The following is a 22171-nucleotide window of genomic DNA, read 5'->3' on the forward strand; positions in this document are numbered from 1 at the left end:
GGCGGGCGATGTAGGGGCGACCCATGTGGGTGCCCTACTGGGCGGGCACGAGGCCTGCCCCTACGGTGAATGCCCTTGTGGGCGGGCGATGTAGGGGCGACCCATGTGGGTGCCCTACTGGGCGGGCACGAGGCCCGCCCCTACAGTGAATGCCCTTCTGGGCGGGCGATGTAGGGGCGACCCATGTGGGCGCCCTACTGGGCGGGCACGAGGCCCGCCCCTACAATGAATGCCCTCGTGGGCGGGCGATGTAGGGGCGACCCGCCGGGTCGCCCCTACTGGGCTTTCGGCCGGCGGATGCGAAAGACGCTTGGCGTAATCACGGCAAATGTCCCTGGTAGTTCCGCTACGTGCTGGTTGATAGCCAAAGCGACTACTTCTGCCTTCTGCGTCGGTGATAGGCCGGCAAGCCGGATAAGTACAATACCAGATGTGAGACGGTGTTGGCGAAATATCAGTTCGCCAAAGTCCTTATCTGCTGTCAGGAGTGGAGCACTCTTCTGATTTGCCAGATCAAGTACCGCATCATCGGAGACCCCGGGCTCCATTTCGGCCACGTAATGTACAAGATGGCCATCCCGTCGAAGGCGATCTACGATCTGACAGTCCACACTCTCGTCGGCTACGAAGTTCATTTAGCAGTTTCACCAATTGGATAGACCACGTCCGCTCTCAATGCCTCAGAGGCGAACGCTAATGCAGCCTGAATGGCCTCGCGAGTTAACCGGGGATGAGCCTCAAGAATCTGCTCGATGGTTTCCCCAGCGGCCAGTTTTTCTAAGATGAGTTCGACGGTGATGCGCGTTCCTGCAATGACAGGTTTCCCCATCATCACGTTCGGGTTCGATACGATCCATTGCTTTTGCATTTCTGCCTCCAAGTCCGTTACCTTTTTGCTGACAACCATCTCTTCAGTCCCCGCTTGCTCCCCGCCCACAGCGCGCCGACCACTACGAACGGCCGTACCAGGAGCCGACAGATTCGCTGCACCGCGGCGGTGGCTTCATAGACCCGGATGTGCAGGATCAGGAGCAGTGGCTTGAGACGCGGCTTGAAATGGCGGTACTCCCGCAACGTGACATAAAGTATCGCCCCTATGCCCAGCCCCAGTCCTGCCACCTCCAGGGCCAGCACAACCAGGGCTACGTCGCGCCAATTGGCGATGGTCATGGGCCACCCCCATCAAATCCTACCGGAGCCTTGCGAAGGTTCCGAACCTTCGCAAGGCTATTCGGGCCCCACCCACCAAGGCCCGTTGGGGTCCTTCAGGTAGGCGTCTATATCGGCTGCGGCCCGTTTGCCCGCGCCCATAGCGCTGATCACTGTGGCCGCGCCGGTTACGATGTCGCCGCCGGCCCACACCCGCTCCATCTTCGTGCGCCCGTTTTCTTCGTTGGCCACCACTGTGCCGTGCTTCGTTCGCTCCAGCCAGGGCGTGTTGCTGAACACCAGCGGGTTGGGTTGCGTACCCAGGGCCATGATCACCGTATCCACTTCCATATCGAACTCCGAGCCCGGCACCGGCACCGGACGCCGCCGACCACTGGCATCGGGTTCGCCCAGTTCCATGCGGATGCAGCGCATCCCGCAGACCCAACCCTTATCGGTGCCGTGGATCTCCACCGGGTTGGTGAGGAAGTCGAAGATAATGCCCTCCTCCTCGGCGTTCGCCACCTCCTCGGCCCGGGCCGGCATCTCCGCCCGCGAGCGACGGTACACGATGTGCACCTCGTCGGCTCCCAAGCGCAGGGCACAGCGCGCTGAGTCCATGGCCACGTTGCCCGCCCCCACCACGGCCACTTTGCGGCCCACATTGATCGGCGTGTCATACTCGGGGAACAGGTATGCTTTCATCAAATTGGTGCGGGTGAGAAACTCGTTGGCGGAATAGACCCCGTTGTAGTTCTCGCCGGGGATGTTCATGAACATGGGCAGCCCGGCGCCCGTGCCCAGGAAGACGGCATCGAAGCCGTCCTTGAGCATCTCGTCAATGGTGTACAGTTTGCCGACCACGGTGTTCAGGCGGATCTCCACGCCCAGGCTCTGGACGTACTCCACTTCGGCGCGGACCACGTCCTTGGGCAGACGGAATTCGGGGATGCCGTAGATGAGCACTCCGCCCGGGGCGTGGAGGGCCTCGAAGATGGTAACTTTGTGGCCCATCTTGGCCAGGTCGCCGGCGGCAGTCAATCCGGCCGGCCCCGCGCCGATGACGGCCACGTGTTTGCCTGTGGGCGGTGCCAGCGGCGGTGTTCTCATCCCTTGCTCGCGCTCCCAGTCGGCCACGAAACGCTCCAATCGCCCGATGGCTACCGGCTCGTGTTTCTTGCCCAAGACACATTGGATCTCGCATTGTGTCTCCTGGGGACAGACGCGCCCGCAGATGGCGGGGAGACTGTTCTTGTCCTTCAGTACCTCCACCGCGCGCCACATATCCTTTTCGCGCAGGGCCAGGATGAACTCGGGGATGCGCACCTGGACTGGGCAACCGGCGATGCATTGGGGTTTCTTACATTGCAGGCAGCGTTCTGCCTCTGCCAGTGCCGTTTCCAAGTCGTAGCCCAGGGCCACCTCGTTGAAGTTGCGGCGGCGCACCCGCGGATCTTGGCGGGGCATCTCATTGCGCGGTGCGATTTCTTTCGGCATGGCGACCCTCCTAATGTACCGTCTCGCGGTGGGCTTCACATAACTGTTGATAGCGTTCCAGGGCCAGTTTCTCCTTGTCCAGGTAGATGCGCTGGCGGGCCATCAGCAGGTCCCAATCCACCTCGTGGCCATCGAACTCCGGGCCGTGCACGCAACAGAAGCGCGTCCGCCCGCCGACCACCACCCGGCAGGCCCCACACATACCGGTGCCGTCCACCATAATGGAGTTCAGACTGACGATGGTCTGGATGCCGAAAGGCTTGGTGGTCAACGAGACGAACTTCATCATAATGGCTGGGCCGATGCCCCACACGCGATGAATGGTCCTCCCACTCTGGCACAGTTCCTTGAGCGGCTCGGTCACCAGGGCCTTACGGGCGTAGGAACCATCGTCGGTGCAGACGATGAGTTCATCGGTAACGGTGCGCATCCGGTCCTCCCAGAAGAGCAGTTCCCTGGTCCGCGCCCCGATGATGCCGATGACGTAATTGCCGGCCTCTTTCAAATCGCGGGCGATGGGGAAAATGGGGGCGATGCCCACCCCGCCGCCGACCATCACCACAGTGCCGTATTTCTCGATCTCGGTGGGCAAGCCCAAGGGGCCGGTGAGACTGGCCAGGCTGTCGCCAACGCCCAGGGTGCTCAACTCGGCGGTGGTCTTGCCGACTACCTGGAAGACGATGGTGAGTTCGCCGCGCTGGCGGTCGTAGTCGGCGATGGTGAGGGGCACGCGCTCGCCGTGCTCACTGACCCGAACGATCACGAACTGGCCGGACTTGCATTTGCGTGCTACCTCAGGTGCTTCCACTACGAATAATTTGGTGACGGGGGCCAGGTCCTCCCTGGCAGTGATTCGATACACGCTGGTGCCTCCTTGCCTGTAGTATATAGGCCCACTGCAATGCGGGCTATCTGTTTGGGAACACAGTCCAGTGGGGAATTATAGGCTGAGAGGGGGAGAGTGTCAAAAAAAGAACCCGCTGGCGCTGGCTCCAGCGGGCAAGAAGTCCACCAGCCGCGATATCGGTGGTGGGGTTGGGGTATTCAGTTCCTGTATGGCCTGCACGATCATGCTGCAGCCGTTGACCAGGAACGATATGCCGATGGCCAGCACGAGAAGGAGTATGAGTATGGTGCGCAATCTTTGGGTATCTTCTCTCATCGTCTAATTCTACCTTGTAGGACAAATTGGCAATTTGTCCTACGGGCGGCTATGGAAAGCCGCCCGACGATCTATCGGGACTTTTCTGGGCCGGGCGGGTTTCCATACCTGCCCGGGATTGCTACTTCGCGTCCCCACCGTATGCGGCGGCTACGGTTGCCGGGCCCCGCCGTCGAATAAATCGCCCGCGGGCGACGGTTACGGTTGTAGGCCCCGCTGTCGAATGGAATTCGACGGCTACGCGTAGAAAGTCCCTGCGGGACTCTTTTGTCGGCGGGGCGGGTTTCCGTACCCGCCCTGCGGCTCGCCGTCCAATGAAATGAAATGGCTCGTGTGTAACGGTTGCCGGGCCCCGCCGAATATGATCGCCCGTATGCGGCGGCTACGGTTGCCGGGCCCCGCCGTCGAATAGAATTCGACGGCTACTATTGGCAAGTCCCTGCGGGACTCTTCTGTCGGCGGGGCGGGTTTCCATACCCGCCCCGGGGGCAACCACGAGGGTTGCCCCTACCGCCTATTTCAACGTGGGGCGGGTTTCCATACCCGCCCTGGGGGGCAACCACAAGGGTTGCCCCCTACGGGCGATTGAAATCGTCCGCCTGTGCGGGCGTTGGCGTCCCCCTGCGGGGACGCCCGGCTGAGGGCCCCCGAGGCCGCGACCTCGGTCGCTGGCTGGGGTTTGTAGGGGTGGGTTTCCATACCCGCCCGGTAGGGGCGACCCGCCGGGTCGCCCCTACTTCGCCGCATTTCTATTTTTGGTGACGTCAGAAACGGGTTCCAGGTTCCCGTTGGTAGGAGTTTCCTCTTTCGCGGCGGGAAGCCGCACTGTAACCCAGGTCCCTTCCCCCAGGCGGCTCTCCACGCGGATGAATCCCCCATGGCGTTTCACCACGCCATAGCAAGTGGCCAGGCCCAGCCCAGCGTGCCCTTCGCCCTTGGTGGTGAAGAAGGGCTCGAAAAGCCGCGCCTTCACCTCCGGCGGCATCCCCACCCCAGTGTCCGCCAGTTCCATCACCACCCAATCGCCATCGGTGCGGGTGCGGATAGACATAGTCCCGCCCTTGGGCATGGCCTCCACGGCATTGGCGATGAGGTTCATGAGCATCTGCTGCAGGTCGGCAGAATGGCCGCGGATGGAGCGAACTAACCCCAGTTGCAGGGATAGATGGATGGTGATGCCCTGCTCTTTTGGGGCGTCGTGCCACTGGGGGCGGGTGGACTGCACCACGTCGCGGATCAATTGGTTGATGCCGATCAACAGCGCGGGTTCCTCCTCGTCTCTGGGGCGATAGAACTCTCGCAGCCGGTTGACAATCCGCGTGGCGTCGAGGACGCCCTGGCGTACCTGCTCCAGGTCGCTGCGCACTTGACTCGGCAAGGCTGGGTCGCGCAGAGCCATCAACAGGAAACCCAACATCGGGGTGAGGGTGTTGTTGAAGTCGTGGACGATGCCCGAGGCCATTTCGCCCAGGGCGCGCAGTCGCTCTACTTTGAGCACCTCTTCTTGGGCCACCTGAAGGCGCTCGTAGGCTGCCTTTAAATCCTCATACATCCGGGCGTTCTGCAAAGCGACGGCGGCCTGGGCTGCCAAAAGGCGGATCAGCGAGACCTCCTCCTCGGTGAAAACGCGCTTTTTCCCGATCTCGTGCACGCCCAATGCGCCGATGATCTGCCCCTGCCACTCCATCGGCACCGCCAGTGCCGAGCCAAAAGACACGCCGTCGTACTGGGGCGATCTCCCCTCCCAGTTGGCGTAATCCTCTACTGTCATTGGCTGGCCGGTCTGCACTACTTTGCCGGCCAGACCCTCGCCTACTTTCAGCCGTGTGCCGATGAACCGGCAGGCCTGGTTGGAAGCGCTGACCAACTCGAGTTCTTGCGCGTCCGGGTAATACAGATCTATGGTGCCGCCATCGGCGCCCAGGAGATCGGCAGCGTGGCGAACGATTTTCTGCAACAACTTCTGGGTATCCAATTGCGAAGTGATGTCCAGGCTGATCTCGTAAAGGGCGGCCAATTCTTGGGTGCGCCGATGTGTCTGCTCCAGAAGGCGGGCGTTCTGCAGGGCCACGGCGGCCTGGGCTGCTAAGAGGCGGGCCAGCGAGACCTCCTCCTCGCTGAAGGCGCGTTTCTTCCGCAGGGCTTGCGCCTCCAATACGCCTATGACCTGCCCCTGCCACTCCATCGGCACCGCCAGAATGGAGCCAAAGACGGCCTCAGCGAACTGTGGTGATCTTCCATTCCAGGTAGCGTAGTCCTCAACCGCGATGGGTTGGCCGGTCTGCACCACTTTCCCGTCCAGACCCTCACCGACTTTGAGCCTCGTGCCGATGAACTGGACATCGGGGCCATAGGCGCTGACCAACTCCACTTCCTCTGTCCCCGCATCATAGAGGGCGATGGTGCTGCCCTCGGTCCCCAGGAGTTTGGCGGCGTGGCGGGTGATCTTCTCGAATAGTTTCTGGGTGACCAGTAGCGAGGCGATGTCCAGGTTGATGTCGTGGAGAGTAGCCAGGTCCGCGCTCCTATCCCGGGCTTCTTTCAGCATCCGCGCGTTCTCCAGGGCTACTGCAGCGTGGTCGGCCAGGCCGGTGAGGAAATCCAGATCCCCTAGCTCGAACTCGCGCTCCCCCAGCCGGCGCAGGGTGATGACGCCGATGAGCCGATCTTGGAACAAAAGGGGCGCGGAGAGGAGCGATTCCGGTTCGCCACCAGGTGTGCCGGGGATGTGTTTCGCCCGCGGGTCACGTTCGGCGTGGTTCACGATCTCCCCGATCCTGGTCTGGGCTACGTAGCCGGTGATGCCTTCCCCCACCTTCACCGGGGCGGCCAGCGTCTCGGCGGCGAATTCGCCTATGGCGACGATGGGTTGTAGTTCCTGGCCGGATGAATCTAAGAGGTAGATGGTGCCCTCGTCGGCGTTTAACAGTTGCAGAGCCCGGCGGACGATGGAGTCGAGGATGGTCTGCGTATCCAGAGAAGACGAGAGTTCGTGGATTACTCCGAGCAGGGCAACGAGTTGGTCGTGGCGCTGCTGGAGTCGGGCTTCGGTTTCGCTGGGCGGGGGAGCACTGCGCGCCGCATCGAGGTCCGATGTCACGTGGAGCGTCTTCCGATGCTTGCCCTGTTTGGCCATGATGTATTCTCCGTTTGGGCGGCAGATTTTGCGGCGAAACGCAATCATCCGCCATGGGGCGGATGATGCGGGAGAATTTATGTTGTAAATAATTTGTAACACAAAATCCGAATTTTGTCAAGTACCTTTAGCGGAGTGCACAGGGGGCGCCTGGCTGAAAGTTCCCCAGACCCGCCCCGCCGTCGAATGGAATCGCCCGTATGCGACGGCCACGGTTGCCGGGTCCTCGCCGTCGAATAGAATTCGACGGCTACGAGTAGAAAGTCCCTGCGGGACTCTGTTGTCGTAGGGGCGGGTTTCCATACCCGCCACGGGGGCAACCACGAGGGTTGCCTCTACGGGCGATTGAAATCGTCCGCCTGTGCGGGCGTTGGTGTCCCCGCAGAGGGACGCCCTTGGGGTAGGACAAATTGCCAATTTGTCCTACAGGCGGCTATGGAAAGCCGCCCGACGATCTATCGGGACTCTTCTGGGCCGAGCGGGTTTCCATACCTGCCCGGTAGGGGCGACCCGGCGGGTCGCCCCTACTTCGCGTCCCCACCGTATGCGACGGCCACGGTTGCCGAGCCCCGCCGTCGAATGAAATCGCCCGTGTGCGACGGCTACGGGTCCCCGCCGTCGAATAGAATTCGACGGCTACGATTGGGAAGTCCCTGCGGGACTCTTTTGTCGTAGGGGCGGGTTTCTATACCCGCCCTGGGGGGCAACCACAAGGGTTGCCCCTACCGTCTCACGGAATATTCGTGGCCCCTGGGGCGACCACGAGGGTTGCCCGTACCTACGCCAGTTTCACCAGGGTGAAAGTGTGCACGTCGCCCCGCGGCAATGTCTCTACGAGTGCCTCCCCCCGCGCCAGCGCCACCAGCAGACCCACCTGGTCTCCCAGCGCCAGCCCCAGTTCCCCCAAGGCCACTTGTACCTCCAGCACCTCGCTCCCCACCACTGCAGCAGGCCGGTAGTGTATTGGTCGCCACACCTCTTGGCCATCGGCGCGGGAGAGGATGACCTCGTGCTGGCCGGGCCAGTGTGCCAGTTCCCAAGCCAGCCCCAAATCAGCAGGAGCACCGTCTTGGCTTGCCTCAGCGGGGATAGCGAAGCGCACCCGTCCGTTGACTTTCTCGGCTCGGGGCACGGTCAGATAAAAGGCCGCGAAATAATCGCCTAACGGCTCGTTCGCCTCCAGCCGCAGGTACAGGTGGGCCGGGTCGTAGCCAAAATACAGTCGCCGCACTACCGTGCGGGCTTGCTGCATCGCCCCGCTGGAGGGCATCGCGTCCAGATACCCCGCCCCAGCCCAATCGGCGGAGGCGACCGCCTCGCTGCCCAGTCGGGGCGAAATGTAGCCGCTTACCGGACGGCGGTGCACGATCACCTCTGCAGCGATGGGTCTGCGCAGGTCTTCCGGCACGGGCAGGCCGAGGATGGTGTACACATTGCTCAGGTGAGCGCGGAAATCGTGGTCGAAGCGCGCTTCTTGGGCTGAACTATTATAACTGTAGTACCACCAGAACCAATCGCTGCCCTCAGCGATGTAGATCTCCTCCCAGGCCTCGGCCAACACCCCCAGGTCGGCGAGGGTATTTTCCCTTTGCCAGGTGATGAGGCGCTGGCGGGTGCGGGCCAGGTAGTCCCAGGCCAGGTTCTGCGACCCCTCGCCGATCCAGGTCTCGAAATTGGCGTTGATCCAGGAGCCGGCGAACAGGCGCGGGATGGTCTGGCGCGGCGGGTGCATGTCCAGGTATTCGCTGACCGTTACTGCCCGCAAGTTGGGGTGCTCGTTCAGTCGCCCGTAGAGGGCGCGTAGGAAAACGTCGCCGTTGTGTTCGTATTCCTCCCAGGCATTCTCGCCATCCAGTATGATGGTGACCAGATACGGTCCATCGTCGCCCAGGTTGCGGTGGATCGTCTCCAATCGCCCGACGAGATCGTTGGCGGCGTCCTGTCCGGTGGTGTGCTTGTAGACGAAGCCGATGCGATCGGAGAGGATGTGGTCGCGGAAGACGATGGCCAGGGGAGGCTGGTCTGGACGCCGCTCGGCCTGGGTCAACAAGTAGGGTTGGTAGAGCACTTGCGGGTTGGTGACGTGGCCCATGTTGTCGCGCCCGATGTCCACACCCAGCGAGCGGGCCAACACCCCCTCGTCGGAGGCGATCCAGCGCAAGCCATTGGTGCTGCCGAGCAGATCTACCAGGGCCTGGCTCACCGCCCCTTCGGACGGCCACATCCCCTTGGGCCGCTCGCCGAAAACATCCTCGTGGTACTCGATGGCGCGACGGATTTGCTCGGCGGCATCTTCAGGGTGGGCGAAGGCGGTCTCTGGCAGCGGTAGTTTTGGGCTGGCCTCGCGCGCCGACTGCACATCCATCACCAGGGGCAAGATGGGGTGATAATAAGGCGCAGTGGCCAGTTCCAACTGCCCCCGCTCTCGCAGTTCGCGATATAGGGGTACGATGCGGGCCATGATACGCCTCTGGGCCTCCAGAATAGCCTCGATGTCGGCGCGGGTAACACGGGGCTTAAGCCCCGTGTCATCCATCATCTTCTCCACCAGTGGACGTAGAATGGCGTCTCGCTCCAGCCAGTTGGGGTCAATCCAGGCCAGGTTGAACCAGGCGATGAGGTCGAGGAAGTACTGGTCCGAGAGGAGCGAGACGTCGCCGCTCGCGGCCTGGCTCATTTGCAACAGTTTCCAGTAGTGTGGATAGTGGCGGATGATGTTGTCGTGGTGGATGTTGAAGAAGAAGGAGAGGATGGCCTCTTTGTCCTCACGGGTGAGGTGTTCCTTGCGGCTGAGGGCCAGCGCCTCATCCTCGGCCTGGCCGGCCAGGTAGTCCTGGATCTGCGCTATCAGACAGGGCGCCACGTCGAAGGTTACGTGCACGTTGGGGAATTCGGACAGCACCTCGGCCATGTGCAGGTAGTCTTTGACTGCGTGCAGGCGCACCCAGGGGAGGGAATAGCGACCCGTCAGTCGGTCCTTATAATACGGCTGATGCATATGCCAGACGAAAGCGACGTACAATGGCGGTTTGGTCAACGTCCTCACCTCATTGTGGAGGATATCACAGCGTCAGCGCTCGCAGCAGTTCCCAAGCCCCCTGCGCCACAACCTCGAACGAGATCTGCGCGAGGAGACTGCTGATCACCGGCCAGTATTTCTTCTTGAAGCGGGGCAGGATGCCCTTCACCTGCTCTAGGTTCTCCCGCCTGCCTCCCTCAAGCCACTCTTCCACACTGGCCTGGCTCTCCTCTTCGCCCGGAGCGGCAGCGATCTCCCGGCTGATCCAGCGCTCGAAACTGGTGGAGAATATCATGTAGCACCCATCGCTTTCATCCAAAAGCCCTCGCTTGCCCAGCGAAACCACATCCAGATGAGCGCGCGGGTGCAGCCCAGACAGATTTTCCAGGTTGGGGAGGGTCTTCTTGGATGGTTCCTGCCTACACAAAGCCAGGATGCTCAGCAGCGTGATCTTCTCACTCTCAGAGCAATGACTCCACAGATAACTGTAGTGCGGGGCGGCCTGCTGATCGAACCTGGTGGTTACGTATCCTTCCAGGGCGTCGGAGGTCAGGCCCTGGGACTTGCTCTCCACCAGGTAGTAGCCCGCTATCTGTATGAAGCAGGGATGGCGTCCGGCCAGGGCGAAGACCAACTCCTTCTCCTGGGGTGTGAAAGCCAGGTCGGTCCCGCCGACGTAGCCCTCGATCAGTTCGTTCGCCTCCTGACGGGTGAAGGGGCGCAGAACCACATTGGCGAAGATGTTGAAGAACGGTGAACCCTTGATTTCGTCTGAATGGCACAGGTCCACCAGTTCCCGTCGCGTTGCCGAGACCAAGGCCAGCGGCTGGTGGATGGCCAGGGCCCTCAGGCCGCCGAAGAAGTCCGCCCCGAAATTCGGGTTCAGGGTAACGTATTCGAACTCGTCGAGGAAGAGGACGACGTTCAACCCCCGGTCGCCGATGGCTGCGAACAGGTCCTCCATATCGAACAGGTCGAACTGGGGCCGCTCCTGCAAAGTCTGGATGGTGGCGGCGAGGTCTCGGTCGGTGACGGTGCGGGCCATTTTGCCCAGCACCCGTTGCCAGAAGCGCTGCGGGGTGATGTCGGTCAATCCTTGGAAGTCAATGTACACCAATGCGTAGCGGTCGGGTGTCAGGCCGAGACTGACGGCTACGTTGGGGTGGGAGAGATAATAGAGCAGCGAGGTTTTGCCGATACGCCGCTCGCCCACCACCGAGGTGCTCTCGTGGGCACTGGACAGGAGACGGCTGACGATCTGGTGGATCTCCTGTCTGCGGCCGTAGAATCGCGCCGGGTCGCGGATTGGGTTGCCAAAGGTAAACGGGTTCGTAGTCCTCCTCCCTCCGAAACGATATCGTACGGGTGGGGCTTGTGTCTGGCAGGGCACCCACAAGGGGTGCCCCTACACCGCCTATCGTGGGGGCAGGCCTCGTGCCTGCCCACCCGGGGGCGAACCGCCAGAGTGCCCCCATACCGCCTATCGTGGGGGCGGGCCTCGTGTCTGCCCACCCGGGGGCGAACCGCCAGAGTGCCCCCATACCGCCTATCGTGGGGGCGGGGCTTGTGTCTGCCCACCCGGGGGCGAACCGCCATGGTGCCCCTACACCGCCTATCGTGGGGGCGGGGCTTGTGTCTGCCCACCCGGGGGCGAACCGCCATGGTGCCCCTACACCGCCTATCGTGGGGGCAGGCCTCGTGCCTGCCCACCCGGGGGCGAACCGCCAGAGTGCCCCTACACCGCCTATCGTGGGGGCAGGCCTCGTGCCTGCCCACCTGGGGGCGAACCGCCGGTTCGCCCCTACACCACCCGTTAATTCTACAGGGAATCCAGCCACCGATCAAAATCATCCTCGCCCTGGCGATCAGGGTTTTCACGGTCCAACACCCAGCGTAGTGGGTTGGTGAGGATGTATTCCCGGATGCGATCCAGCGCCGCCTCGTTGCGGATGATGTGTTCCCAGTAGTTGCGTTGCCAGACAGGAGTGCCAGGGGCACCACGAGTTTTGGCGATGCGTTTGGTGACAATGGATTTGAATTGGGCGACGATGGCGCCCAACGATTTAGAAACCAGCCCTGTGGGGTATCCGTTGGCAGTAGGGGCGACCCGCCGGGTCGCCCCTACTGCATCATCCACAATCCAAACGATGCCGTGGATATGATTCGGCATAACCACGAATTCATCCAATTGCACGTATGGACGCACCAGGGCGGTCCTTTCCCATTCCTCCGCTACGATTCTGCCGTATTCCGAAAGGATCATCTCCCCGTCCACCACCTCGCCGAATAACATTTCGTGCTGGTGGGCGACCAAGGTGATGAAATATGCGCCAGGCTGGGTGTAGTCGTAGCCTTTGAGGCGGATGGAGCGGCGGTGGTGTTTTTGCGGGTCGTAATATATGGGCATAACGCGTATTTCTTTCGATTGTCAATTGACCGGTGGGGGCGAACCGGCGATTCGCCCCTACGGCAACGGCCAGATGGTGAAATCCTCGTACCGTGTTGTCCTGCCCACGATGCCGTGATTTTGCACCATCGCCGTGGCAACCCACACATCGCCGGCCACATCCCTGCCAGAGACATCCAGCGCCGTGATGTATCTATCGTTCACGAAGAAGAAAGCCGTGTTCCCCTCGACGATCAAGCGCAGTTGATTGGAGCCGGTGGCGGTCAGGTCCAGGTTGTTGGCCTTCCCGTTGGCGATATTTTGGTACTCGGGTTTGTCATCGCTCTTGGTCACCAGGACCAGTTGCCAGTTGGCATCGGAGTCCACGTAGAGGCAATATTCGTTATCCACTCCCGTATACCGGAAAACAAAGCCGTAATCCCAGGTGCTCTCCGCACGATCATAGGGATTGTAGAACCGAGCCTCGGCTATGAAATCCCGCAGGTGTACATCTGCCTCGTGGCTGGATATCACGCCCGCCTGGTGCTCCATGCTCCCGTCGGCAGGGCCATACATCTCGGAGAGCGGCCAGATGATGAAGTCTTCGTAGCGGGTGGATTTGCCCACCCTTTCGTGACCCTTCACCATGCTGGTGCCGACCCAGATGCTGCCGGGCACCAGTTTGCCGGAGAGGTCGAGGGTGGCGATGAATTCACCGTTGGCGAAGAAAAGACCCGTGCTGCCCTGGACTATTAGGCGGAGGTGGTTGGAGCCAGTGGCGGTCAGATCCAGGTTGTTGACTTTCCCGCTGGCGATCTTATTGAACACCGGCTTATCGCCGCTCTTGGTCGCCAGGTTCAGAGTCCATCCGCCGCTGGAGTCCACATACAGGCGATATTGATTGTCGGATCCCGTCTCGCGGAAGCCGAATCCGTAGTCCCAACCGCCTTCCGAACGGTCGTACGGGTTGTAGAACCGGGCCTCGGCCACGAAATCCCGCAGTTGTAGCCCCGCGTTGCGACTGGCTATCACGCCCTCCCGGTGTGGCAGGCTTCCCACCATGGGGCCGTAAACCCCCGCCTGGGTCCAGATGGAGAAGTCTTGATATAGTGGCCAGATAGTGAACCCCTCATAGCGAGTGGATTTACCCGCCATCCCGTGTTCTTTCTTCAGGCCGGTGCCGACCCAGATGTCGCCAGCAACGTTCTTGCCGGAGACATCCAATGTCGCCACGTATTCGCCGTTGACGAAGAAAATGGCTGTGCCGCCCTGGGCAGCCAGATGGAGGAAGTTGGAGCCGGTTGGGGAGGTGTCCAGATCCCGTATTTTCCCTCCGGCTATCTTCTTGAATTCCGACTCATCCCCGCTTTTGGTTACCGATTCCAGCGCCCAGACTCCTTCGGAATCTACGTAGAGGCGGTACTCGTTATCCCCTCCCATATCCCGGAAGCCAAAGCCGTAGGACCAGGTGCGTTCTGCGCGGTCGTACGGGTTGTAGAAGCGAGCGTAGGCCAGGAAATCGCGCAGGCGCAGGCCAGTGTACTGAGCAGATAGCGAACCGTCTTCGTTGTGGGCGAGGGCTCCATCTGCAGGCCCGTAGATTTCGCCCAGCGGCCACACCGTGAAGTCCTCATAGCGGGTGGATTTGCCGGCGATAAGGTATCCTCGACGCATGCCGGTGCCCAGCCACACGTTCCCGGGAACGTTTTTCTCCGAGACATCCAGGGCGGTGATGTATTCATCGTTCACGAAGAAGAAGGCGGTATCGCCCTGGACCACCAGGCGCAGGCGATTGGCGCCGGTGGCAGAGGTATCCAAATTGGTCAGTTGTCCACTGGCGATGTTTTTGTATTCCCAGACCCCGGCGGTGTGTCCGGTCAGTAATTCCAGGATCCACTCGGCATCGGAGTTCACGTGGAGGCGATAGTGGAGTTCGTCGGCCGTTTGGCGGAAGCCGAAGCCGTAATCCCAGCGCCCTTCTGAGGGGGCATAGGGGTTGTAAAAGCGGGCTTCGGCCGCGAAATCGCGCAGGTAGGCGCTGGCATATTGGCCCTGGGCTCGATCGCCCTCCTCGTGGCGCAGGTTTCCGTCCGCGGGGCCGTAGGTCTGGGTCAGTGGCCAGACCACGAAATCCTCGTAGCGTGTTCTTTTGCCGCTGATCCCATAGCCCCTTTGCATCACAGTGCCGAGCCACACGTCGCCGGGGACATCCTTCCCGGAGACATCCAGCGTGGCGATGTATTCACCGTTGGCGAAGAAGAGGGCTGTGTTCCCTTGCACCACCAGGCGGAGGTGGTTGGAGCCGGTGGCGCTTAGGTCCAGGTTCTCGACCTTGCCACTGGCCACGGTGTCGAACTGCGACCCTTCGCCCTGTTTGTTGGCGGACACGAAGGTCCAATCGCCCCCGGAGTCCACGTAGAGACGATATTCGTTGTCTGGTCCGATGCGCCGGAAGCCGAACCCGTAATCCCAGGAGCCTTCCGAGCGGTCGTAGGGATTGTAGAACCGAACCTCGGCCATGAAATCGCGGGCGTCCACGCCGGCGAACTGGAGAGATACGGAATCATCCCGCTCGTGGACCAGTTCGCCATCCACGGGGCCGTACATTCGCAGCGTTTTCGGAGTGGGGATGGAGACGACAGGCGTTGGCGTGGGTCTGGGCTTTCCGAATCCGGTTACATAGACGAGGAACGCACCCGCGCCGGTTACGAGCAGCACGAAGAGGGCACCCACGATCAGGAACGGGATCAGCGGCGACCCTTTCGGTCGTGCTGGGGTGAATTTGCCCGCGGTGCGGCGGAGTTCGATGGCCTGGGCTAAGACGCGCGGGGCGTCTCGGTAGGTCTCATCCTTGCTGATAATGCCTTTGAGCAGGGTGATGGCCCGGTCGTAGTCCTTCCTGGACATTGCCACTTGCGCTTCGATATAGGCGCGTGCCAATTCCCGCGAACGTTCCACCTGTTGGATCTCAGACTGGGCGGCCTCAGCATCCTCCGGCTCGAGGGCCAGATACTCGTGCCAGATGGTCAGGGCCTCGTCCCATTTCTCCGCCTTGGCCAGGCTGCGGGCCCACACCTTGAGCGAGTTCAGTTGGCTCTTCCGCTGCCGCTCTCTGGCGTTGGCTAACCGCTCTTGGGCGGCAACGTCCTCAGGTTGCAGGGCGACGTATTCCTCCAACGCGGCTACAGCCTCGTCCCAGCGCCCTGACTCTGTGGCCTGGTTGGCTCGCCCCAGGAGACTTTCCAGACGCGCCGCCCGCTGTGCTTCTTGGGCTGCGGCAAGTCTTTCTTGAATGCGCTGGTCTTCCGGTGCCAGAGCCAGAGCCTCTTCCAGGATGGCGATGGCCCGTTCCCAGTTCTTGGCTGCCCCTTCTTTCTCTGCCCTGGCGAGCAGCCCGGCCAGGATCTTCGCCCCTTTCTGCTCGCGGAGGTCGGCGTATCGTGCCTCCAGGCCCTGATCTTCCGGTGTGAAACGTAGCGCTTCTTTCAATGCGCTCAGCGCTTCGTCGTCGCGACCCTCGGCCAGCGCTTTCTCTGCCCTGCGGTGGTGGATGTCGGCCATACGTTGGCGGGCTTCACTGTGCTCAGCGTTGATGGCCAGCACCTCTTGATACGATTGCGTTGCTTCTATCAGCCTGCCTCTGGACAATGCCTGATCGCCGAGGGCCAGATGCGCTTCGCACAGGCCTGTTCGCGCCGCGACATCCCCCTCGTCTATGGCCAGCGCCTTCTGGTACTCCGCCGCCGCCTTCTGGTAAGCCTTTTGGGCCAGATAGACCGAGGCGATGCTCACCTGGGCCTGGATATTATCTGGGTCCACCTCCAGCGCCTGGCGGAAGCACTCTATTGCCTTGTCGTAGAGGCGCCTGGCTTTGTAATCGAGTCCCATCTCGATGTGCCGGCTGACGAGCGGGCCGACCTCGGTCAGTTCTTCCCGCACCCGTTCCAATGGGCGGTTTTTCTGTAGCCAGAGGCGCATCAGGTGGATCACAAACCGGTTATCCTCGGTCAAGACGTCGCTCTCACGCAGGTGCAAAAGTGCCGACTCCAAGTCCTGATTGCTGAGGGGAACCCGCTGGCGGCGGAGGAAATCGGCCAGGATGCGGACGTTAGGTTTGCCTTCCAGGTGGGTCAGGCCAGCCAAGACCCATTTCTCCACGTAGGAGGCTTCGTCCCACACCGATTTCAGGTTCACGGTGCCGCGCTCCACTACATCGTCGAGCACCGCCAGCACGTCCTCCTCGCCTATGCGCCGCTGGTTCGTCTTCTGGCAGTGCCAGAATAGTTCGTGGCACACCAACTGGGTGAAATAGGGGTGGCCGGAGGTGATCTCGCAGATGAGGTTCACCGCGCCGGGGTCGTATTCGAGTACGCCCTCCACCGGGCGGGTGATCAAATTGCAGGCATCTTCCCGAGTTAGGAAACTGATCCTCTTATAGAGGGCGGCTTTGAAGAACTCGGTGTAGGAGGCTTGCATGTTCTCCAATTTGCGGCCGGAAGAGCCGATGGAGAAGATGAAGTTCAGGCCCTCGCGTCCCATCAGCCGGCGCAGGTAATCCACTAATGGGCGGGCCAGTGTATCCCTGACCTCTGTCTCCTGCAACACATCGAACTCGTCGAAGGTCAAGAGGAGGTTGCGGTCACCGAGGAGAGGCTGGAGAGCGGGCAGGAATTGGCCGTCGAAATAATCTGGGTCGGCGGAAAAAACCTCTTGGTCGGCCAGGGGGATGCTGATGTCGCGGTCTTGTTTCAGTGTGCGCACGATCTCGCGGGCCAGCCACCACAAGAAGCGGTCCAAGGTGGTGTGGGTTCGGCCCTGCAGGTCGAAGAAAACCGGGATGTAGCGTTCGGGCAGACGGTTGGGGAGTTGCTTGAGGACGGAGGTCTTGCCGACACGACGCTGGCCATGGATGACCAGGATATGGTCGGCGTAGCGACCGGCGAGGTTATGCGCGATCCAGTCGAAGACATCGTCCCGACCGAAGAACATCCTGGCGTCGGTAACGGGTGCTCCGGCGATGTAGGGGTTGATCCGCTCGCTCACAAAGTGCCTCCTGTGCGAAGGCGCAAGGACAAAAGGCAGGCCCAGGGAGGTGTGTTGTATCGAGTGTTAGTGGACGCTGGATTATTATACAGGAAGCCATGTGTGGCGCAAAACTCCAAGCAGAAGCATTGTTCAGCGCAGAAGCATTGCTCAGCGGCAGTTGCACTGCCGCGCCCATCCGCTGGTTGCCACGGCGACCCCGCAGTGCAACTGCGGTGGAACGCAGGGCGCGCTTGTGGGGCTGGCAGTATCGCGGTATAATCCCCCTGGAGTCGTCGTGGAAAAACGAGAGTTCACCGTCGCAAACGAATACCGCTACGACCGCTCAGGGCCAGTGCGCTGGATCATCTCCCATCTGATTCGCTATCCCCTCCTGCCAGTGGCCGCAGCCGCATCCGCCGTCCTGAACAACACTTTCTACAGTTACATCCAGATCTTCATCGGCCGCGGGTTCGACCTGATCACCACACCCGGCTGGCGCACGCCGGAATTGTTGACTTTGGCGTTGAGCGTCATGGCCTGCGCTGTGGGGCAGGGGCTCACGGGGCTGGGGCGCAACTACTCGCTGGAGTTCCTGGCCCAACTCATTGAGCGCGACGCCCGCGATGAACTTTACATAAGTTTATTGGGCAAGAGTCAGACCTTTCATGGCCGGCAGCGAATCGGCGACATCATGGCTCGGGTCACCAACGACGTGCACATGCTCAACCTGATGTTCAGCCCTGGGGTGATGTTGATCTTGGATTCCCTGCTGGCAGCGGTCATCCCCATCTTCCTGATCGCCCGGCTCAATGTAGACCTACTGCTGATCCCGTGCATCTTCCTCCTCTTGCTGGTCATCACCGTGGCCGACTACAACCACAGGCTCAGCCCGGTGAGCATTGCGTTGCGCGACCAATTTGGGGTGATGAACGCTGGGCTGGCAGAAGCCATCGCTGGCATCGAGGTCGTCAAGGGCAACGTCCAGGAGCGGCAGGAGTGGGAGAAATTCGTGCGCGATGCCCGCCGGTACCGCGATTATTTCGTGCAGCAGGGGGAAATCCAGGCCCGCTACTTGCCGATGTTGGTGTTCAGCCTGGCCTGGGCGGCTGCGCTCCTGCACGCCCTTTTGTTGTGGCGAGGAGGACACATCAGCCTGGGGGAGGTCATCGCTTTCATGGGCTTGGTGGGCACCCTGCGCTTCCCCACCTTTATCTCCATCTTCTCTTTCAACCTGGTACAACTGGGGATCGCAAGCGCGAAACGCATCCTGCAACTGATCAACACGCAGACGGAACTGGACGAGAACGAGGCGGGCGTGGCAAAACCGATGCGGGGAGAGGTGATCTTCGAAAACGTCAGTTTCGGCTACGATAGCAGGCCCGTGCTCAAGAACATCAGTTTCATCGCCCGGCCGGGGGAGACCATCGCCATCGTCGGGCAGACCGGCTCCGGCAAAACGACCCTCACCCGGCTCATCAACCGCATCTTTGACGTGGACAGTGGCCGGGTGTTGGTGGACGGGGTGGACGTGCGCGACTGGAACTTGGAGTCGCTGCGCTCGCAGATCTCGACCATCGAACAGGACGTGTTCCTTTTCTCCCGCTCCCTGGCGGAGAACATCGCCTTCGGGCGGGCCGATGCCACCCAAGAGGAGATCGAACAGGCGGCACGCGAGGCGCAGGCCCACGAGTTCATCACCGGTTTTGCCGAAGGATACGACACCGTGATCGGTGAGCGCGGCGTGACTTTATCCGGTGGGGAGCGGCAGCGCATCGCTATCGCTCGCGCTTTCCTCACCAACCCCCGCATCCTGATCTTAGACGATAGCACCAGCGCCATCGATAGCGCCACCGAGGATCAGATTCAGCGCGCCATGCGCCGCATCAGCCGTCAGCGGACGACGTTCCTCATCACCCACCGCCTCAGCCAGATCCGTTGGGCGGACCGCATCCTGGTCTTGCGCAGGGGCGAGTTGGTGGATCAGGGAACACACCAGGAATTGATGCAGCGTTGCCCGGATTACCGGCGCATTTTCGCCCGATACACGTAGGCGCGACCCGTGGATATACGTAGGGGCACGCCTGGTGCGTGCCCACCGAACAATTGAGGGAGCGATATGGGTTTCATTTTGGATGGCCTGGAAACCGAGGCCTACGACCGAAGTTACAGCGATAGGGAACTGCTACGGCGCATCATCGGCTACTTTCGGCCATACAGCCGACAGATGTTCCTGGTGGCGATCATGATCGCGCTGAACTCCCTGGCGGGGACTGGCGGACCCATCCTCATCGCCCGAGGGATTGACTTGGTGGCCGAAAACCCATCCACCGAGGTCATGCTTGCGCTGGCGGGCGGCGTACTCCTCTTGGGAGTGATGGCCTGGGTGATGAACTTCGCGCGGCAACTGCTCTCCGCGCGGGTGGTGGGCGACGTGGTGCTGAGGCTGCGGGAGGACGTTTTCGACGCCACCATCCGCCATGACCTCTCCTTCTTCGATGAACATCCGTCCGGCAAGATCGTCAGCCGCATCACCTCCGACACGCAGGACTTCTCCGATGTGGCCACCTTGACGATGGACCTGTTGAGCCAGGTGTTGCTGGTGCTCATCCTCCTGGTCTGGCTGTTGCACATCAACGTGTGGCTGACTCTGCTGCTGGTGGGGATGGCACCCATCGCCGCCGGCATTGCGCTCAGTTTCCGGCGTTTCGCACGGGAGGTTACCCAGCACGCCCGGCGGGTAACCGCCAAGATCAACGCTCAGATACAAGAATCCATCAGCGGCATTATGATAGCCAAGGGTTTCCGCCAGGAGCGCGCCATCTACACCACCTTTGCGGCCAATAACACGCAGGCCTACCAAGTGGGCTTGCGGCGTGGACTGACGCTGAGCGGCATCTTCCCCATGATGGGCATTGCTTCTGGGTTGGGAGTGGCGCTCTTGGTCTACGCAGGCGGGCTGGCCACTCGCGGCGGGGCAGTCAGCCCGGGCAACTGGTACCTGTTCATGCAGGCGGTGGGGTTCTTCTGGTGGCCGATGATGAGCATCGCCTCCTTCTGGAGCCAGTTCCAGGATGGTCTCTCAGCCGCGGAGCGGGTGTTCGCCCTGATAGATGCCCAACCCAAGGTGGTGCAGACGGCAGCCGAACCGGTGGGGGCACAGTCTCTGCAAGGACAGATCGAATTCCGCCACCTTCAGTTTACCTACACCGGTTCCGAGGTGGTGTTGCCCGACTTCTCCCTGGTGGTGCACCCCCGGGAGACAGTGGCCTTCGTGGGACATACCGGCGCTGGCAAATCCAGCCTGGCGCGGCTATTGGCTCGCTTCTACGAGTTCCAGGGCGGAGAACTGTTGATAGATGGGCGGGACATCCGCCGTCTGGATCTTGCTCAATACCGGCGGCACATTGGGCTCGTGCCGCAGGAACCTTTCCTCTTCTCGGGGACGGTGCGCGAGAACATCCGCTACAGCCGGCCCGAGGCGACTGACCAGGAGGTGTACGAGGCAGCCATGCGCATCGGCAACGGCGATTGGCTCGCTGACCTGCCGGATGGATTGGACACCGATGTGGGCGAGCGTGGGGCGAACCTTTCGATGGGGCAAAGGCAACTGGTGGCCCTGGCGCGGGTGCTACTCAAAGACCCATCCATCCTCATCCTGGACGAGGCCACGGCCAGCGTGGACCCCTTCACCGAGGCGCAGATCCAGGAGGGGTTGGATGTGGTAATGCACGGGCGCACCGCCATTGTGATTGCCCACCGCCTTTCCACGGTGCGCAATGCGGACCGAATCGTGGTGCTGCGCGATGGTCAGATCATCGAGGAGGGGGATCACGAGTCGCTGCTGGCGGCGGGCGGCCACTACAGTGAACTATACAACACCTACTTCCGCCACCAGTCGCTGGAGTACATCGAGCAGGCAGGCTTCTTGCGTGAAAGGTGAGATGCAGGCCCTTAGGGTTTCAGAACCTTAAGGATTTGCGTTGCCTTGCGGGAGAATCGGAGGTATAATTACGGCGCGGCGGGCTACATAGGATTTCGAGTGGCACGGAGGTTTTGATGGGCGCTGTAAGGACGGAGTATTTGTATATCACTCGTCAGCCCGGGGTGTGCGATGGCCGGCCAATCATCAAGGGCACGCGGACGCCGGTCAAAGCGATTGTGGGCTACTATAAACTCGGTCTTAGTGTGGAAGAGATTCTCGAGGGCCTACCCCATTTGACCCCTGCTCAGGTCTATGAGGCCCTCTGCTACTATCATGACCACCAGTCGGAGATTGAACAGGACATCGAAGAAAGCCGGGTTGAGCGACTGATAGAGCGCTATGGCCTAAAAATGACGGCAGATGGTCGCATCATAGCAGAGGGAAACCGTGAGTCCTGAATCCCTCCTCTTCATTCGGCTTTACCTGGATGAAGATGTCCACAAGCGCGTGGCCACTGCGCTTCGATTACGTGGTTTCGACGTGATCAGCGCCCACGAAGTGGGCCGTTGGGGTTTGAGTGACGAAGAACAACTGGCCTATGCGACCGCTGAAGGACGGGCTCTTTTCACCCACAATACCTCTGACTACCTGCAGCTTCACCTGGACTGGCTACAACATGGAAAGGAGCACTACGGTATTATCCTGTCTGATCAAGTGCCCGTTAATGTGTTAGTGCGTCGCCTGCTCAACTTGCTGAACCACGTAACTGCTGATGAGATGCGTAACCAGATCCGCTGGCTACAGGCCTTCAGGTAGAACGACCTCGAAAGTATAGCCCCTTAGGATTTTCGGAAACCCTAAGGGGCTTGTTGTTG

General features: G+C 61.2%; 15 protein-coding genes. 4 read left to right on the plus strand and 11 right to left on the minus strand.

The window, feature by feature from the left end; translation table 11 throughout:
• Positions 1 to 275: 275 nt before the first annotated feature.
• From H5T64_03420 to H5T64_03470, 11 genes are all read right to left on the minus strand, one after another.
• The gene (locus H5T64_03420; GenBank protein ID MBC7263390.1) at positions 276 to 635 is read right to left on the minus strand and encodes a DUF5615 family PIN-like protein; all 360 of its coding nucleotides are present in this window, start codon (positions 633 to 635) and stop codon (positions 276 to 278) included.
• A complete protein-coding gene (locus H5T64_03425; protein MBC7263391.1) occupies positions 632 to 868 on the minus strand; it encodes a DUF433 domain-containing protein in 237 nt (78 codons plus the stop codon). Before H5T64_03425 ends, H5T64_03420 begins: the two co-directional genes overlap by 4 nt.
• A 17-nt stretch (positions 869 to 885) precedes the next feature.
• The gene (locus tag H5T64_03430) at positions 886 to 1170 is read right to left on the minus strand and encodes a hypothetical protein (GenBank protein ID MBC7263392.1); all 285 of its coding nucleotides are present in this window, start codon (positions 1168 to 1170) and stop codon (positions 886 to 888) included.
• A gap of 57 nt (positions 1171 to 1227) precedes the next feature.
• On the minus strand, positions 1228 to 2646 hold the full coding sequence (gltA, locus tag H5T64_03435; protein MBC7263393.1) for an NADPH-dependent glutamate synthase: 1419 nt from the start codon (positions 2644 to 2646) through the stop codon (positions 1228 to 1230).
• Between the two features lie 10 nt (positions 2647 to 2656).
• Positions 2657 to 3508 carry a sulfide/dihydroorotate dehydrogenase-like FAD/NAD-binding protein gene (locus tag H5T64_03440; protein ID MBC7263394.1) on the minus strand — a complete coding sequence of 284 codons (852 nt, stop codon included), beginning with the start codon at positions 3506 to 3508 and terminating at the stop codon, positions 2657 to 2659.
• Between the two features lie 102 nt (positions 3509 to 3610).
• Positions 3611 to 3808 (minus strand): hypothetical protein, encoded by a 198-nt coding sequence (locus H5T64_03445; GenBank protein MBC7263395.1) that lies wholly within the window; start codon positions 3806 to 3808, stop codon positions 3611 to 3613.
• 733 nt (positions 3809 to 4541) lie between these two features.
• On the minus strand, positions 4542 to 6944 hold the full coding sequence (locus H5T64_03450) for a GAF domain-containing protein (GenBank protein ID MBC7263396.1): 2403 nt from the start codon (positions 6942 to 6944) through the stop codon (positions 4542 to 4544).
• Positions 6945 to 7722: 778 nt separating this feature from the next.
• On the minus strand, positions 7723 to 9981 hold the full coding sequence (locus tag H5T64_03455) for a glycoside hydrolase (GenBank protein ID MBC7263397.1): 2259 nt from the start codon (positions 9979 to 9981) through the stop codon (positions 7723 to 7725).
• A 25-nt stretch (positions 9982 to 10006) separates the two neighbouring features.
• Positions 10007 to 11353, minus strand: a complete 1347-nt coding sequence (locus tag H5T64_03460; GenBank protein ID MBC7263398.1) for an AAA-like domain-containing protein — start codon at positions 11351 to 11353, stop codon at positions 10007 to 10009.
• A gap of 429 nt (positions 11354 to 11782) precedes the next feature.
• The gene (locus H5T64_03465; GenBank protein ID MBC7263399.1) at positions 11783 to 12370 is read right to left on the minus strand and encodes a transposase; all 588 of its coding nucleotides are present in this window, start codon (positions 12368 to 12370) and stop codon (positions 11783 to 11785) included.
• A 57-nt stretch (positions 12371 to 12427) separates the two neighbouring features.
• The gene (locus tag H5T64_03470) at positions 12428 to 17392 is read right to left on the minus strand and encodes a tetratricopeptide repeat protein (protein MBC7263400.1); all 4965 of its coding nucleotides are present in this window, start codon (positions 17390 to 17392) and stop codon (positions 12428 to 12430) included.
• A 277-nt stretch (positions 17393 to 17669) separates the two neighbouring features.
• Here H5T64_03470 and H5T64_03475 point away from each other — a divergent pair, with 277 nt between their 5' ends.
• The 4 genes from H5T64_03475 to H5T64_03490 all read left to right on the plus strand — a co-directional run bounded on the left by H5T64_03475 (position 17670) and on the right by H5T64_03490 (position 22112).
• On the plus strand, positions 17670 to 19424 hold the full coding sequence (locus tag H5T64_03475; protein ID MBC7263401.1) for an ABC transporter ATP-binding protein: 1755 nt from the start codon (positions 17670 to 17672) through the stop codon (positions 19422 to 19424).
• Positions 19425 to 19490: 66 nt separating this feature from the next.
• Positions 19491 to 21314 (plus strand): ABC transporter ATP-binding protein, encoded by a 1824-nt coding sequence (locus tag H5T64_03480; protein MBC7263402.1) that lies wholly within the window; start codon positions 19491 to 19493, stop codon positions 21312 to 21314.
• 116 nt (positions 21315 to 21430) lie between these two features.
• On the plus strand, positions 21431 to 21754 hold the full coding sequence (locus tag H5T64_03485) for a DUF433 domain-containing protein (GenBank protein ID MBC7263403.1): 324 nt from the start codon (positions 21431 to 21433) through the stop codon (positions 21752 to 21754).
• On the plus strand, positions 21744 to 22112 hold the full coding sequence (locus H5T64_03490; GenBank protein MBC7263404.1) for a DUF5615 family PIN-like protein: 369 nt from the start codon (positions 21744 to 21746) through the stop codon (positions 22110 to 22112). Before H5T64_03485 ends, H5T64_03490 begins: the two co-directional genes overlap by 11 nt.
• The last annotated feature ends 59 nt before the right edge of the window (positions 22113 to 22171 follow it).

Source organism: Chloroflexota bacterium (assembly GCA_014360825.1).
In the GTDB taxonomy this organism is placed as follows: domain Bacteria; phylum Chloroflexota; class Anaerolineae; order UBA2200; family JACIWT01; genus JACIWT01.

Bases quoted from the DNA above. Each gene is read 5' to 3' on its own strand.
- H5T64_03445 (MBC7263395.1), bottom strand. From the start codon at position 3,808: ATGAGAGAAGATACCCAAAGATTGCGCACCATACTCATACTCCTTCTC.
- H5T64_03465 (MBC7263399.1), bottom strand. From the start codon at position 12,370: ATGCCCATATATTACGACCCGCAAAAACACCACCGCCGCTCCATCCGC.
- H5T64_03420 (MBC7263390.1), bottom strand. From the start codon at position 635: ATGAACTTCGTAGCCGACGAGAGTGTGGACTGTCAGATCGTAGATCGC.
- H5T64_03485 (MBC7263403.1), top strand. From the start codon at position 21,431: ATGGGCGCTGTAAGGACGGAGTATTTGTATATCACTCGTCAGCCCGGG.
- gltA (MBC7263393.1), bottom strand. From the start codon at position 2,646: ATGCCGAAAGAAATCGCACCGCGCAATGAGATGCCCCGCCAAGATCCG.
- H5T64_03425 (MBC7263391.1), bottom strand. From the start codon at position 868: ATGCAAAAGCAATGGATCGTATCGAACCCGAACGTGATGATGGGGAAA.
- H5T64_03430 (MBC7263392.1), bottom strand. From the start codon at position 1,170: ATGACCATCGCCAATTGGCGCGACGTAGCCCTGGTTGTGCTGGCCCTG.
- H5T64_03480 (MBC7263402.1), top strand. From the start codon at position 19,491: ATGGGTTTCATTTTGGATGGCCTGGAAACCGAGGCCTACGACCGAAGT.
- H5T64_03450 (MBC7263396.1), bottom strand. From the start codon at position 6,944: ATGGCCAAACAGGGCAAGCATCGGAAGACGCTCCACGTGACATCGGAC.